This window comes from Sphingobacterium hungaricum (assembly GCF_015210005.1).
In the GTDB taxonomy this organism is placed as follows: domain Bacteria; phylum Bacteroidota; class Bacteroidia; order Sphingobacteriales; family Sphingobacteriaceae; genus Sphingobacterium; species Sphingobacterium hungaricum.
On sequence record NZ_MU158698.1, the window covers coordinates 2,859,452 to 2,873,520 of the forward strand.

The window sequence follows — 14,069 nt, forward strand, 5'->3', positions numbered from 1 at the left end:
ACTTATTGTTGAAACTATTGTTTACAAGAAAATAATTATTGCCGAACAATGTTTAATCACCAAATTGCTATCGTCGGGACAGGTCCCGCAGCGTTGTATTTTTTACACCATCTTTCACAAAAAGATGCTATCATAGAGAATATTATTTTATTTGAGAAGGGAAATCGCATAGGGTGTGGAATGCCTTACAGCAAATATGGAGCGGGTTTGGAGCATGTTACCAATGTTTCTGCAAATGAAATCCCTCTTCTTTCGGAAAAGCTGGAATCATGGGTTCATGAGCTAACAGATCCTGAGCTAAAGAAATTCAACATGGATAGAAACCAGTTCAATGAGTACAAGGTATTGCCTCGCTTATTCTTTGGAAATTATTTAGAAGACCAGTTTAAGTTGGTTTTGGAAGCGTTGACAAAGAAAAATATCCGAATCGATTTACGTCTAGAAACGGAAGTTGTTGATATTGAAGAACAAGCTGATAAAAGAGGTTTTTTAATTTTGACAAATAAGTCAGAAACTTTTGAAACCGAAAGAGTAGTCATATGTACAGGCCATGTTTGGCCAAGAAAAAATGAGACTAAAATTCCCAATTATTTTGATTCTCCATATCCTCCAAGCAAGATTGATTTAGAAGTAAATTTTCCCGTAGCTTTGAAAGGATCCTCCTTAACTGCGGTTGATGCCATCCGAACTTTAGCCAGAAAAAATGGGAATTTCACAAAATTGGATTCAGGCTATTTAACCTATGCTAGACATAAAGAAAAACCAAATTTCAAAATTTGTATGCATTCCCGTTCCGGACTTTTGCCCGACGTACGAATTCACCTCGACAATGCCCAACTGGGCTTGGCGACTTCTGGTTGGGATATGGAATTTGTTGATGAAAGCAAATCGAGAAACGGAGGCTTCGTTAGTTTGGATGAAGTATTCGATCAGAAATTCAAAAAGCAGATTTTCGAGGAGGATCCAGATTTTTACGAACTAATTAAACATGATACGCTTGAAGGATTTGTAAAGCGGATTATGAATTTTAGGAAATCTATCGATCCATTTGATTTGCTAGCTGGAGAATATATTCAAGCACAGAAATCTATCGAACGGAAAATGGGCATAAGCTGGAAAGAGTCTTTAGCGGTTTTAAGTTATTCGCTGAATTATCCAGCCAAGTATTTTTCTGCTGAAGATGTACACCGCATGAATACGCATTTAATGCCTTTGATTTCGATTATTATTGCATTTTTGCCTCAAGAATCGACGCTCGAGTTATTAGCACTGCATCAGGCTGGAGCTTTGGATATGATTGTTGTCGATGATTCAAGCTGGGTTGAAGCCGATGAAGCAGGTGGCGCAACCTATCATTATGTTTCAGAAAGCAATCAAAAGCATAGCCAATATTATTCCTTATACATTGATTGTACAGGACAAAGTGCGCAATCATATGAAGAATTTCCTTTCCCAGCTTTGCGAGAATCTCAAACGGTAAGTCCTGCCAGAATCAAATATAGAAATCAAACTTACGCGGAAATGCTATTAGAAAATAAAGATCCTCGAATAGAACATATCCAGGATGACCAATATTACTTAAGAGTTCCTGGCGTAGCGATCAACGATTATTTCCAGGCAATCAATCAATACGGAGCGGTTAACGAGAATCTCTATGTCATGGCGGTTCCTTTGATTGCGGGATATAATCCAGATTATTCCGGACTTGATTTTTGCGACACAGCTGCGAGAAAAATTTTTGAAAAATTCTAAACATTTATGCTAATCCGTTGTTGAATAGGTAAACTAATAACAAATACTATGGGACTACAGGAAAAAACAAATTCGATTTTAAATGATTTAATTGAGATTAATAACGACCGTGTTGCTGGATTTGAAAAAGCAATCGAAGATATTGATGATGCCAATCTAGACTTAAAAGTTTTGTTTGAAGCATATATTTTGCAAAGTAAAAAATATGCGGTTGAATTAAGTGCGATTGTTTTGAAGCATGGCGGAAATCCAGAAGATGGAACGAGCGTAAGCGGTGGATTGCATAGAGCTTGGATTGATGTGAAAGCGTTGTTCGGCGGATCAGATCGCAAAAGCATTTTGAGCGAAGCTGAACGCGGTGAAGATGCCATCAAAAAAGCGTACAAAGAAGCTATCGAAAGCCCAGAGATTGCACAAGAAGTTTTGCCTACTTTGTTAGATCAGTCTAAAGGAATTCAAGATTCGCATGATAAAATCAAAGCTTTGCGCGACAGCGCATAAGCGACAAATTATAAAGTAAATGAAAGCCACAAAATTTTTGTGGCTTTTTTGGTTTCAGTATATAATTTACAAAACCAACTTTTGGACTTGATAATAATTGCATAAATAGTCATTAACATAAAAAGCCCTAAATGCAAGGTGCATTCAGGGCTTTATTCTTTTACGAAAAGTACTATTGCAATCCTGCAGCAGTTTTAGCAGCAGCAATCATATCATCACCGTATTTTAAGATCGCATCTCTATCAGCCGTAGTAATCTTGTTATCTAAAGCTTTTTGATTGATTTTAGAGCGTTCTTCAGCGATATGAGTTTCCGCTTTTGTTGCATCTTCTACAGTGGTAGCATTGATTCGCTTAATGATTAAATCCGCTAAAGATTTTGCTAAATCTTTAGACTCATTTTTCTCTAAAGCAGGAGTTTGAATTGTTGATACAGCGTTGTTTGCAGCTGCAATATCCGAATAAAGAATCGCTGCAGCAGCGTTGTTTACAGCAACATCTTCAGCATTAGCCGCTCTAGTTGCAGCAGCATCAGCATGGCTTGCTGCACTTTCGCTAGCATTTTGCGCTTTCTCTTGTGGACTATTATTACAAGCGACTACGCTTCCAATCATGGTACCTAACAATGCAATTTTGACTAAATTTTTCATAATTGTTATATATTTATATTTATAACATAAAATTACATTATTATATTTTAATTTTATTAAGAGTATAAAAAATTTTTGTTAAATATTTTTGATTTGTAGTTATTGAATGATAATTAGCTATTTCAGTTCAGGAATGATTTTAAATCTGCTAAAAGTTTGCTGAGCGAGCCTTCGCCGATTCCATGATTATCTTGATGATAGAATGTTAGCACTGAAACATTTTGCTGTTTCAACCGAGCTTCAAAAGCGGTAGCTTGCCCAATTGAAACCAATTCATCATTTGTCCCATGGACGATATAAAATTTAGGGCTATTGGCAGAAACATAATGTATAGGGCTCGCATCCTGATATTCTTTTGCTTTTTCTTCCTTTGTACCACCTAGAAATTGTTCGACAAACCTCCGTGCATCATCGCTTTCGTTTTCTAAATCTGCTGTAAAATCATACACGCCCGACATCGCTATGCAACCTTTGATGTAACCTCGATCATTGTGTTTCAATGTATGCAAGGCTGCCAGATGCGCGCCTGCGCTGAATCCCGCCATATATGTTTCAGTTGAAACCTGGTAGGCATCTAGGTTTGAATAGATAAAATCCATTGCCATCTGCACATCAATCTCTGCTGCAGGATATTGGTTTTGATTTCCTTTCACTAAGCGGTAATTGAGATTTACCAACGCATAGCCCGGAAATTCTTGCATAAGGCCATTGATTATTTCTTGATTTAGTATGAGATCGTCTTTGTCACCGCCTTCCCATCCACCGCCATGGATAAACACAGCTATTTTAGTCGTGTTCATTGATCTTCCTGGTGGTAAATAAATATCCATTTTCTGAAGTGGATCTTGTCCATAACTTACGTTTTTAAGCGAATAGAGTTGATTCGTAGGGTATATTTCAATATGCTCGTCTTTGCTGCAGGATACAGAAAGCAAATAAATGATCAATATATTAAGGAATTGGAAGGCTCGTAATTTTGTCATAATCATGGATTTATGCAAAAACACGCACAATTATAATGCCGATTTATGTTAAATTCTAACAGCGTAAAATTGATAAATTTTTAAAAAATGCATATAATTATTACATTTAATATGGCATTTATGGCTCTTTCTTTCTTAAATTCGTTAAACCAAAAAACTAAAATGTATGTTTGATTCCAGAAGGGAATTTATCAAAAATTCTTCGCTATTGCTTGCTTCAGCAGGTTTAAGTTCGCTTTATTCAACGAGTTTTGCAGGTCCGCAAGGACAAAAAATCCGGATTGGTGCAATTGGGATCAAAGGAATGGGTTGGTCCAACCTAAGTTCATTTTTGAAATTAAAAGATGTTGAATGCGTAGCCATCTGTGATATCGACCAACAGGTTATTGATGATCGATTGAAAGAATTAGCAACAAAAAATATAAGACCCAAAGTCTATCATCATCATAAAGATTTATTGGCAGACCAATCGATCGACGCCGTTATTATCGGAACACCCGATCACTGGCATTGCCTGCAAATGATTGATGCCTGCGCTGCAGGAAAGCATGTGTATGTCGAAAAGCCTTTAGGAAATTCGATTGTTGAATGCGATGCAATGCTCGCGGCAAAGAATAAATACAATAGCATTGTTCAAGTGGGGCAATGGCAACGGAGCCAGCAGCATTTTAAAGATGCAATTGATTTTGTGCATTCTGGCAAGTTGGGTAAAATACGTATCGTGAAAGCTTGGTCTTATCTAGGATGGAAACATGATGTACCTGTTAAACCAGATACAGCTCCGCCTGCTGGCGTGGATTACCAAACTTGGCTTGGCCCTGCCAAAACAAGGCCTTTCAACCTGAATCGCTTTCATTTTGAATTCCGCTGGTTTTGGGATTATGCTGGAGGCTTAATGACTGATTGGGGAGTCCATTTGTTAGATTATGCGCTCTTGGGGATGAAAGTCGATACACCGAAATCCATTATTGCTTCGGGCGGAAAGTTTGCCTATCCGAATGACGCAAGCGAAACGCCTGACACGTTGTCGACGGCTTATGAATTTGATGATTTTACGATTCAATGGGAGCATACCAAAGGTATAGGCCTAGGTCCTTATTCCAGAGATCATGGGATTGCTTTTATAGGAAACAATGGAACTTTAGTGCTGAATAGAAATGGCTGGGAAGTAATTCCCGAGTCCAATAGGATGGAAGCCGTATCGTTAAAACGCTCGGTTGATAATGGACTTGATAAGCATACTGCAAACTTTGTGGAGGCGATTCAAACTAGAAATGCTTCTATATTGGCCGCACCGATAGAAGTAGGCGCACATATTGCGAAGTTTTCGCAAATGGGAAACATTGCTTACCGAACAGGAAAGAAATTGCATTGGGACAAAGCCAAGAATAGGTTTCACGAAAAAGAAGCCAACGAATATTTAGCGGCTAAATATTATAACAACTATAAAATCCCTAAAATAAGTTAACTGATAGCTTAAATAATCGGAAATAACTTCGATTCGACAGCTATTTTAAAATTAGCATGAAGTGTCTCTAAGAATAATTTGTTTTGCGGATTCTCGGCAACCAAATAAGGAATTTGAATCGTGTCATGCGATAAAATCAGTTCATAATATCCAAAGAAAAGACCTCTGGTATTCTGGACTGATTTTACTTCTCGAACCCGTCTAACATCGTTCAACAAATTGAAATTGATATTTTCTGCATCAATCTGCTCAATGAATACAGCTGAATTTTGTGGATTAAACCAAATCTGCTGTTTCTTCGTCGTCTTCACGTGATTGGACAGCAAAAACAATTGCCCGATTAGGTAAAAACTGATTGGAAGCAAGAAAAGTAATATTTTAATTTTAATCGCCAATACCAAAACGATAATCAATAGAATAAATCCTATACCGACTGTTGTCAATGTGAGGTTTGTGGCTTTGCTAATGATCGTATGTGTCGTATCAATTAGCAAGTATCCGTTATTCTGAATAATTTTGCCGTCGTTTCCCTTTAAATTCGGTTTGATAAAACGATTATAAAGGATGTAAAACAAAAATCCGATTAGGCAGACAATTAAAATGAACTTTAGCATGGTTTAGTATTGTTCTTGTTCGTTGGGAAAGTTCCCGCTTTTGACATCTTTCACATACTGTCCGGCAGCAACTAAGATTTCGTCATATAGTTTTAAATACTGTCTTACAAATTTAGGCTTAAAATCTTTCGTCAAGCCCAAAAAGTCATTCACGACCAAAACCTGTCCATCGCAATCATCACCAGCACCGATTCCAATCGTAGCCATCGATAAGGATGCAGTGACTTTTTTTGCCAACGCAGCAGGTATTTTTTCTAGAACGACGGCGAAGCATCCAGCTTCTTCCAACGCTTTTGCGTCAGCAATTAATTTTTCAGCTTCGGCATCTTCTTTTGCGCGAACGCCGAATGTTCCGAACTTATTAATGGATTGAGGCGTCAAGCCTAAATGACCACAGACTGGAATTCCAGCGGCAATTATTTTCTTGATGTTGTCAATGATTTCGATGCCGCCTTCTAATTTCAAAGCATGCGCGCCCGATTCTTTCATCATACGGACAGCAGATTTGAAAGCTTCGTCCGCAGAACCTTGATAGCTTCCGAAAGGCAAATCAACTAACACCAAAGCATGTTCGGTCGCTCGCACTACGGACGATGCATGATAAATCATCTGGTCCAATGTGATCGGTAAAGTCGTTTCGTAACCAGCAATAACATTTGCAGCCGAATCGCCAACGAGGATAACCTCGACACCGGCATTATCCAGAACTTTTGCAATCGAATAATCATACGCAGTTAGCATGCTGATTTTCTCGCCTTTAGCTTTTAATTCTTTTATAGTAGATGTTGTAATTCGCTTGATTACTTTATTTACGGACATGTTCTGTTCATTTAATTTCCTCAAAATTAGGAATTATTAGCCATACCCCTTTGCTTTTAATGAAATAAGAAGGATAATCTAATCCGATAAAGTCTTTCTGAATTTGTATTTTTGTAAAATGAGTACAAACGAAAACCGTTTATTTAAATTTCCAAAATTCACAGACTTAATCATTTTTGAAGATGACAATCTAATTGTCATCAATAAACCGCCTTTCGTAGCTTCTTTAGATGAGCGCGAAGGAGGAGAGGTCAATATATTGCGCCTAGCAAAAAAATATGTAGACGATGCGCAGGTTTGCCATCGCTTGGATAAAGAAACATCAGGAATCTTATTAATCGCCAAAAATCCAGAAACTTATCGTGCTGTTTCAATGGCTTTTGAAAGAAGAAAAGTTGATAAAACATACCATGCAATCATTTCGGGGACACATACCTTCTCTAATCTGTTGGTGGATTTACCGATTTTAAATCAAGGAAATCGCACGGTTTCAATCGATCGTGCGAATGGTAAACGTGCGGAAACTGTTTTTAATAGCATTCGCTACTTCAACCATTATACCTTAGTCGAATGCAAGCCGGTAACAGGAAGAATGCATCAGATCCGAATCCACTTAGCGACACAGCGCGCTGCGATTGTCGGCGATTCGATGTACCATGGGAAGCCAGTTTATCTATCGCAGATTAAAAAACGCGGTTTTAGTTTAGGCAAGGATCAAGAAGAACAGCCAATCATGAAGCGTTTTGCATTGCATGCAAAAGAAATTAAATTTGAAATTGATGGAAAATTATTTCATTTTGTAGCGGAATATCCAAAAGACTTTGATACGTTGTTAAAGCAATTGGAGAAATTTGATTCTTAATTTGAAAAACAATGAATAAAACTAAATTAAGCCGAGGAAATATCATTCTCTACGTTGTTTTGGTCGTTCTGATCATTTTATTGTTTATTCCTAGCACACGTTCTTTACTTCAGCAGGGATTGATGAAGCTTGGTCTATTCAAACCTACGCTAGAAGCTCCAGTTGAAAAAGCTCCAGATACGCCCGTCGTCGCGCAAGTCAGTTCTTCTTTCTCTAACGAAAAGGGAGAGATTATCAACACAGCATCGCTAAAAGGAAAAGTAGTTTTTATCAACTTCTGGGCAACATGGTGTGGCCCTTGTATTCAGGAAATGCCATCCATTCAGGTTTTGCATGATAAATTGAAGGATAATCCAAATGTAGAATTCCTATTGGTTGAGATTGATCATGAAAATGAATTGGCAAAGGAATTTATGGAGAAGGAAAAGCTAAATATGCCTATCTATTTTCCTGAAGGCGATATTCCGAATACTTGGCTCGGACAATCCATTCCGGTTACGGTGATCTTGGATAAAGAAGGAAATATAGCGGCAAGGCATGAAGGCATGGCGGATTATTCCACAAAGCAAGTAGAACAATTTATAGTAGATTTAAGTAACAAATAAGATGACCCGTTCGGAATTAATCGCTCAGATCAAACAAAAGAAAAGCTTTCTATGCGTCGGTTTAGATACCGATCTAACAAAAATACCTGAACACTTATTGGACGAAGAGGATCCGATTTTCACATTTAATAAAGCGATTATCGAAGCCACTTCCGACTTGTGCGTGGCATACAAACCGAATATCGCATTTTATGAATGTTATGGGTTGAAAGGATGGGAATCCTTGCAACGTACCGCTACCATTTTGCCAAAAGATTGTTTCAGCATCGCTGATGCAAAGCGCGGAGACATTGGGAATACGTCTAAAATGTATGCAAAGGCATTTTTTGATCCTCAAGTTTCTGGTTTTGATTTTGATTCGATCACAATAGCACCCTATATGGGAAAAGATTCTGTGACGCCGTTTTTTGAATTTAAGGATAAATGGGCAATCGTCTTGGCATTGACTTCAAATGAGGGAAGTGCAGATTTTCAGAATATCGAAAATGCAGAAGGCGTTCAATTGTTCGAACAAGTTCTAGAGAAAGTAAATTCTTGGGGTTCGATCGAAAATACCATGTATGTAGTAGGAGCGACTCGCGGAGAAGCTTTCTTAAAGATACGTGAACATGCGCCCGATCATTTCTTATTGGTTCCGGGAGTAGGAGCGCAGGGAGGTTCGCTTTCAGATGTTTGCCAATATGGAATGAATAAAGATTGCGGACTATTGGTGAATAGCACTCGGAATATTATTTATGCTTCCAAAGGAACCGATTTTGCCGAACAAGCGCGCATTGAAGCGCAGAAGCTTCAAAAAGAAATGCAGATTGAGCTTGAAAAAGCGGGTATTTGCTAAGAAATTGCTTGGACTGCGTTCAATACATCTTGTTTCTTTTAAAGTAAATTAATTTTCGGGTAAGGTTTGGCACAATAATTATTCTTTAAGGCTGTTTACGTTTATGTATGAGAAGATTATTTATTGGTTTCCTAGTTTCTAGCAGTGTAATTATCCAAAGTTGCAGTTCGATTTATATGCCGAATGTTCCGGTGACACCGATGTTTAGAAACAAAGGGGAAGGTTATGTCGCTGCTCACGCAAATATCAAGGGCAATGTCAGCGCAAGCGCAGGTGTAGCTGTTTCTGATCATATAGCTGTTCTGGCAAGTGGCTCAATCATTGACAATCAACGGAGCAATCCGAGATTCAGCCAGAAGTTAGGCGAGGCGGCTTTGGGTTATTATACCACAATGGGAAAACAAAATCGCCAAGTCCTGGAATTTTATGCGGGCTATGGATTGGGAAAAGCGATTGACGAAGATGTTCGAGCATCAACCACAGGATATGATGTTGTCGAAAGCCGGGAGCTTGATTTTGATAAGATCTTTGTGCAGGTAAACTATTCGTCCACGCGCAAAAATAAATTAAATCTCTTCGGAGGCAAGAAGGAATTAAACTATGGAACAGCCATTCGAGTCAGTAGAATACAAATGAAAGATTTTACGATTAACGGATTGGACACACAGCATGAAGAGAATCTATTTATCGAACCTGTTTTCTTTACCAGATTGGAATTGAATAAAGGATTTCAATTGCAATATACTTCTGGATTTAATATCGGTGTCGCTGATAATATGTATTTGAAAGCTGGCAATTCTGTGTTTACTTTAGGAGTTACTTATAATTTTGGACGTAAAAAATAATTTGAAATGAAAAATATACTTACTTTATGCATTGCAACGATTGTTTTGTTTTCAGGATGTGAAATCAATAAAAAAGCTCAGATGGAAGCTTTGGGGCAATGTACATATACTATTGAATCCATGGATCGTTTGACAATCGGAGGACAGCCCGTGAATAATTTCATGAAAAATGGACAGGTTAATCTTGCTGTTTTACCAAGCATGGCATTGTTGCTATTAAGTAAAGATGTTCCTTTGGAAGCGCAGGTCAATATGAAAATCACCAATCCTGTAGCGAAAAAAGCGGCTATGAATTCGTTCAAATATCTGATTGAGATTCAAGGAAAGCCTGTGTTTGAAGGAACTGTTGATGAAAATATTAATCTAGACCAAAATCAATCCACTACAATTCCTTTGACCTTTAAAGCAAATATTTTTGGCGTAGCCAAAGAAGCAGGCTTTGAAAACTTCTTGAATGAAATGCTGACACGCAAGAGCGAAGGATTTATCGCTTTGAAAATCAAGCCTTCGATCAAGATCGGAAATTCCAATATTTATTACCCAGGTTACATCACGGTTGATAACAACCTGATGCAGCGAATCAAATTTTAATTCGCTTATTTTCTGGTTTTTACAGTTTAAAATCTCTTACTTCTAAGAGATTTTTTTTATGTTTAAGCAATTTTTATTTAGTTTTGTTCGCAAATGATGACCTCAATAACCAATATCATGTTTTTCTTCACTCGCTTAAGAATTGTTAAGTAAGGGGTTGTATTTGTACTCCAACTTAATCAATTAGGCAAAAAATCAACAATTTTAATTTTTAATCATACAAAATACCTTTGGTATTTTAAATAGCATAATCATGGATAATTCTTGGAAAAGAAAATTCTCAATTATATGGGCAGGGCAATTTATTTCATTAATAAGCAGTTCTGCCGTCAACTTTGCCATTATTATTTGGCTAAGCCTTGAAAAAGGTTCTGCCGAAGTATTGGCTTTTGCTGCGATTGCAGCCATGTTGCCTCAGGCAATAATAGGACCTATTGCAGGTGTGTATGTAGACCGATGGGATCGGAAGAAGACCATGATTTTCGCCGATGGTTTCGTTGCGCTATGTACTTTAGTGATGTCGATCAGCTTTTATTTAGGTTACGAAAGCTTGTTATTGATTTATGTTATGCTGGCTTTACGGTCGGTCGGATCTTCCTTCCATATGCCGGCTATGCAATCATCAATTCCCATGCTTGCTCCAGAATCTGAGCTGTTGCGCGTTTCCGGAATCAATCAAATTATCCAATCGGTTTCCACAATTGCTGGACCCGCTTTAGGTGCATTGGCAATTGGGCTGCTATCTATTGGAAATGTGCTGCTTTTGGATATTATCGGTGCGATAGTAGCTATTGTTTCTTTGCTGTTTGTCCATATCCCGAACCCTCAAGTCGCTGAAAAATCGAAGGCTAGCATACAGCAAGTTATTCAGGATATAAAAATCGGATTTAGAGAGATAACCCGTAATAAAGGCGTTTCTTGGATGTTCTTCTATTCTATTCTGGCGACATTCTGCATTATGCCGGTCGCGGTTTTATTTCCTTTGCTTACGATACAGCATTTCGGTGGCGGGAAATTTGAAATGAGCCTGATCGAAATTATGTGGGGAGTCGGAATGTTGGTAGGAGGAAGCTTGCTCGGGATTTTCAAGCCTTCGATTTCAAAAATCGTAATTATCAATTGCATGCAGATTATCCTTGGGATCACCTTTTCTCTGTCGGGATATATTTCATCAAGTGCATTTATCTTTTTTGTGGTGCTGACAGGAATAGGAGGTGTGGCAGCATCGATTTACAATGCTAGTTTTACCACCGTTCTCCAAGAGCAGATCAAGCCAGAAATGCTAGGTCGTGTATTTTCGATGTATTTCAGCGTGGCAATTTTTCCATCGATTGTTGGACTGATGAGCAGTGGCTTTGTTTCCGATGCGATTGGAATCAACCTGATGTTTATAATTCTAGGATCGATTGTTGCATTTATCGGAATCGTATCGTTCTTTACGCCGTCGCTAATGAAGCTGAAGTAGGGTTTTTGAGATATGAGACAATAGATTTGAGATGCGTGCAATTGGTAAAAATATCGATTGAGATGGCGAAGAAGAAATTGCTTCGCTTTCTTTATCAGAGATAAATTTAAAAGTTGTGAAACTCCTTCGATGGCATATAATATTTTAAACCGATGCATACATAAATAATAAAATTTTAGTTTCTTTGTTTTTTTAAGTATTAAAGCTAACAAGTGCTAGTAATAGTTTTAAGGAACCCAATATTAATTTATCAAAGATTTACTTTTTCAAATTTGCTTGAAGCGCTATTATTTTGAGTTTAAAAATCAAAAATTTTAATGAAAAATAACCACCCTAAAGGATTGCCTTATTTATTCTTCACAGAGATGTGGGAAAGATTCGGCTACTATCTCATTCTCGGTATATTTGTTTTATACCTTATCGAACCCCAAGGTTTACATGGTGGTTTGGGAATTTCGGACAAAGGGGCTGATGATATTTTTGGAACCTACATCGCGCTGACTTATCTGACACCTTTTCTTGGCGGGTTTTTAGCAGATCGTGTTTTGGGATATGTCAAATCCATTTACCTCGGTGGCGTATTAATGGCTGCAGGGTATATAGGAATGGGGCTTTTCAAAGATTTAACTTTATTCTACACGTCATTGGGTTTGATTATTGTTGGTAATGGATTTTTCAAGCCAACGATTTCAACGCTTCTTGGAAATCTGTATTCGGAAGAACCTTACAAAGCAAATAAAGACGCCGGCTACAATATATTCTACATGGGAATTAACATTGGCGCATTTATCTGCAACATTATTGCCGCCTTTATGCGAAATAAATTTGGTTGGGGAGAAGCTTTTATCACGGCAGGCGTAGGGATGTTGTTGGGCTTGGTGATTTTTACTTTCGGCAGAAAACATTATTTGCATGCCGCGAAGATGAAGCCAAAACAAGAAGGAGATACAAAAATATCAGAAATATTAATCAAAGTATTTGCTCCAGCAATAGCCTTTGGCGCAATCGGCTGGATTATTCCGGATAATATATTTGGAAGCGATTCCTCAGATGCCTTTATATTTGCCTGTGTTCCGGTCATCTATTTTTATGTTTCCCTATATTTTAAATCGAATCCAAAAGAGAAGCCAGCGATCAGTGCCTTGCTATCCGTTTTTCTTATCAGCATGTTCTTTTGGGCAGTTTTCAAACAAAATGGGACTGCGCTAACCCGCTGGGCGAATAATTACACCGATCGCACGGTTTCAGAAAGCTTGGAGAAGCCCCTTGAAAAAATCTATTTAGTCGAATCAAAAGAATATGTCGACAAAGAGACTACGGTGTATGATGACCAATTCAGGGCGGTAAAAGAGCCTGATGGAAGCAACAAAAAAGCAATAGGCAAAGACCCTTATTTTAAAAATATTTCGGACGAACAAAGAGCAAGCTTGGAGAGTTCCCCGGATAAGAAAGTCTTTTTATACAATACAGAATTATTCCAATCCATTAATCCTTTCTGGGTAATCGCTCTGACGCCGGTACTGGTAGGAATTTGGTCTTTTTTAAGATGGAAAAGAAAAGAACCGACCACACCGTCCAAAATTGTCTGGGGCTTATTTATTTCTGCTCTGTCTTGCCTAGTCATGGTCTGGGCGGTATCGGCAGGAAACAATGGGATTGTTAAAGTTTCGCCATGGTGGCTGGTGGCGAGTTATGGAGTGATTACGGTTGGCGAACTTTGCCTCTCACCAATGGGCTTGTCCTTTGTTTCCAAGATTTCACCTGCAAGACTTACCGCATTGATGATGGGCGGGTTTTTCTTGGCAAACTCTGTGGGAAATAAACTTTCAGGCATTCTGGCAAGTACTTGGTATTCGTATGAAAACAAAACAAATTATTTTCTTGTGAATTTCGCCTTGCTTATTTTTGCTACATGCATAGGTTTATTTATGCTCAAGCGGCTTAATAAGATTATGAAGAGCGAAGGGCATTGAAAAAGTTGTTTTCACCTAGAATACTGACTTAGCTGTGAGGAATTAGCGATATTCTTGATTGATTTGGCAGTTGAAAGTTGTAATATTTTAAAAACAATGTTTATAAT

General features: G+C 38.0%; 14 protein-coding genes. 10 read left to right on the plus strand and 4 right to left on the minus strand.

Going from position 1 to position 14,069, the window contains the following annotated elements; all coding sequences use genetic code 11:
• Positions 1 to 48 precede the first annotated feature (48 nt).
• Together C4F49_RS15695 and C4F49_RS15700 are read left to right on the plus strand one after the other, a co-directional pair.
• Positions 49 to 1,752, plus strand: a complete 1,704-nt coding sequence (locus C4F49_RS15695) for an FAD/NAD(P)-binding protein (protein WP_196936780.1) — start codon at positions 49 to 51, stop codon at positions 1,750 to 1,752.
• Positions 1,753 to 1,800: 48 nt separating this feature from the next.
• The gene (locus tag C4F49_RS15700; protein WP_196936781.1) at positions 1,801 to 2,253 is read left to right on the plus strand and encodes a ferritin-like domain-containing protein; all 453 of its coding nucleotides are present in this window, start codon (positions 1,801 to 1,803) and stop codon (positions 2,251 to 2,253) included.
• Between the two features lie 172 nt (positions 2,254 to 2,425).
• Here C4F49_RS15700 and C4F49_RS15705 read toward each other — a convergent pair whose 3' ends face one another.
• Both C4F49_RS15705 and C4F49_RS15710 read right to left on the minus strand, forming a co-directional pair.
• A complete protein-coding gene (locus C4F49_RS15705) occupies positions 2,426 to 2,902 on the minus strand; it encodes a hypothetical protein (RefSeq protein ID WP_196936782.1) in 477 nt (158 codons plus the stop codon).
• A 122-nt stretch (positions 2,903 to 3,024) separates the two neighbouring features.
• Entirely contained in the window at positions 3,025 to 3,885 is an 861-nt protein-coding gene (locus C4F49_RS15710; RefSeq protein ID WP_196936783.1) for an alpha/beta hydrolase, read from the minus strand.
• Between the two features lie 166 nt (positions 3,886 to 4,051).
• On the opposite strand from C4F49_RS15710, the gene C4F49_RS15715 reads away from it, so the two are divergent.
• Positions 4,052 to 5,353, plus strand: a complete 1,302-nt coding sequence (locus C4F49_RS15715) for a Gfo/Idh/MocA family protein (RefSeq protein WP_196936784.1) — start codon at positions 4,052 to 4,054, stop codon at positions 5,351 to 5,353.
• Between the two features lie 8 nt (positions 5,354 to 5,361).
• Here C4F49_RS15715 and C4F49_RS15720 read toward each other — a convergent pair whose 3' ends face one another.
• Both C4F49_RS15720 and panB read right to left on the minus strand, forming a co-directional pair.
• Complete coding sequence (locus tag C4F49_RS15720; RefSeq protein ID WP_196936785.1) at positions 5,362 to 5,967, minus strand: hypothetical protein; 606 nt, start codon at positions 5,965 to 5,967, stop codon at positions 5,362 to 5,364.
• A gap of 3 nt (positions 5,968 to 5,970) precedes the next feature.
• Complete coding sequence (panB, locus tag C4F49_RS15725) at positions 5,971 to 6,786, minus strand: 3-methyl-2-oxobutanoate hydroxymethyltransferase (protein ID WP_196936786.1); 816 nt, start codon at positions 6,784 to 6,786, stop codon at positions 5,971 to 5,973.
• 118 nt (positions 6,787 to 6,904) lie between these two features.
• On the opposite strand from panB, the gene C4F49_RS15730 reads away from it, so the two are divergent.
• The 7 genes from C4F49_RS15730 (at position 6,905) to C4F49_RS15760 (ending at position 13,962) form a co-directional block, all read left to right on the plus strand.
• On the plus strand, positions 6,905 to 7,648 hold the full coding sequence (locus C4F49_RS15730; protein ID WP_196936787.1) for an RluA family pseudouridine synthase: 744 nt from the start codon (positions 6,905 to 6,907) through the stop codon (positions 7,646 to 7,648).
• An 11-nt stretch (positions 7,649 to 7,659) separates the two neighbouring features.
• The gene (locus C4F49_RS15735) at positions 7,660 to 8,253 is read left to right on the plus strand and encodes a TlpA family protein disulfide reductase (RefSeq protein ID WP_196936788.1); all 594 of its coding nucleotides are present in this window, start codon (positions 7,660 to 7,662) and stop codon (positions 8,251 to 8,253) included.
• Between the two features lies 1 nt (position 8,254).
• Positions 8,255 to 9,088 (plus strand): orotidine-5'-phosphate decarboxylase, encoded by an 834-nt coding sequence (gene pyrF, locus C4F49_RS15740; RefSeq protein WP_196936789.1) that lies wholly within the window; start codon positions 8,255 to 8,257, stop codon positions 9,086 to 9,088.
• A 107-nt stretch (positions 9,089 to 9,195) separates the two neighbouring features.
• Positions 9,196 to 9,933 (plus strand): hypothetical protein, encoded by a 738-nt coding sequence (locus C4F49_RS15745; protein WP_196936790.1) that lies wholly within the window; start codon positions 9,196 to 9,198, stop codon positions 9,931 to 9,933.
• Positions 9,934 to 9,939: 6 nt separating this feature from the next.
• Positions 9,940 to 10,524, plus strand: coding sequence for a hypothetical protein (locus tag C4F49_RS15750; RefSeq protein ID WP_196936791.1), 585 nt, complete (start codon positions 9,940 to 9,942; stop codon positions 10,522 to 10,524).
• A 253-nt stretch (positions 10,525 to 10,777) separates the two neighbouring features.
• A complete protein-coding gene (locus tag C4F49_RS15755; protein ID WP_196936792.1) occupies positions 10,778 to 11,989 on the plus strand; it encodes an MFS transporter in 1,212 nt (403 codons plus the stop codon).
• Between the two features lie 317 nt (positions 11,990 to 12,306).
• The gene (locus C4F49_RS15760) at positions 12,307 to 13,962 is read left to right on the plus strand and encodes a peptide MFS transporter (RefSeq protein WP_196936793.1); all 1,656 of its coding nucleotides are present in this window, start codon (positions 12,307 to 12,309) and stop codon (positions 13,960 to 13,962) included.
• Positions 13,963 to 14,069: the final 107 nt, after the last annotated feature.

What these genes read in the sequence shown, in the direction of transcription:
- pyrF (WP_196936789.1), top strand. Translation starts at nt 8,255, where the DNA reads ATGACCCGTTCGGAATTAATCGCTCAGATCAAACAAAAGAAAAGCTTT.
- C4F49_RS15735 (WP_196936788.1), top strand. Translation starts at nt 7,660, where the DNA reads ATGAATAAAACTAAATTAAGCCGAGGAAATATCATTCTCTACGTTGTT.
- C4F49_RS15720 (WP_196936785.1), bottom strand. Translation starts at nt 5,967, where the DNA reads ATGCTAAAGTTCATTTTAATTGTCTGCCTAATCGGATTTTTGTTTTAC.
- C4F49_RS15730 (WP_196936787.1), top strand. Translation starts at nt 6,905, where the DNA reads ATGAGTACAAACGAAAACCGTTTATTTAAATTTCCAAAATTCACAGAC.
- C4F49_RS15745 (WP_196936790.1), top strand. Translation starts at nt 9,196, where the DNA reads ATGAGAAGATTATTTATTGGTTTCCTAGTTTCTAGCAGTGTAATTATC.
- panB (WP_196936786.1), bottom strand. Translation starts at nt 6,786, where the DNA reads ATGTCCGTAAATAAAGTAATCAAGCGAATTACAACATCTACTATAAAA.
- C4F49_RS15760 (WP_196936793.1), top strand. Translation starts at nt 12,307, where the DNA reads ATGAAAAATAACCACCCTAAAGGATTGCCTTATTTATTCTTCACAGAG.
- C4F49_RS15700 (WP_196936781.1), top strand. Translation starts at nt 1,801, where the DNA reads ATGGGACTACAGGAAAAAACAAATTCGATTTTAAATGATTTAATTGAG.
- C4F49_RS15695 (WP_196936780.1), top strand. Translation starts at nt 49, where the DNA reads ATGTTTAATCACCAAATTGCTATCGTCGGGACAGGTCCCGCAGCGTTG.
- C4F49_RS15715 (WP_196936784.1), top strand. Translation starts at nt 4,052, where the DNA reads ATGTTTGATTCCAGAAGGGAATTTATCAAAAATTCTTCGCTATTGCTT.
- C4F49_RS15750 (WP_196936791.1), top strand. Translation starts at nt 9,940, where the DNA reads ATGAAAAATATACTTACTTTATGCATTGCAACGATTGTTTTGTTTTCA.
- C4F49_RS15710 (WP_196936783.1), bottom strand. Translation starts at nt 3,885, where the DNA reads ATGACAAAATTACGAGCCTTCCAATTCCTTAATATATTGATCATTTAT.
- C4F49_RS15755 (WP_196936792.1), top strand. Translation starts at nt 10,778, where the DNA reads ATGGATAATTCTTGGAAAAGAAAATTCTCAATTATATGGGCAGGGCAA.
- C4F49_RS15705 (WP_196936782.1), bottom strand. Translation starts at nt 2,902, where the DNA reads ATGAAAAATTTAGTCAAAATTGCATTGTTAGGTACCATGATTGGAAGC.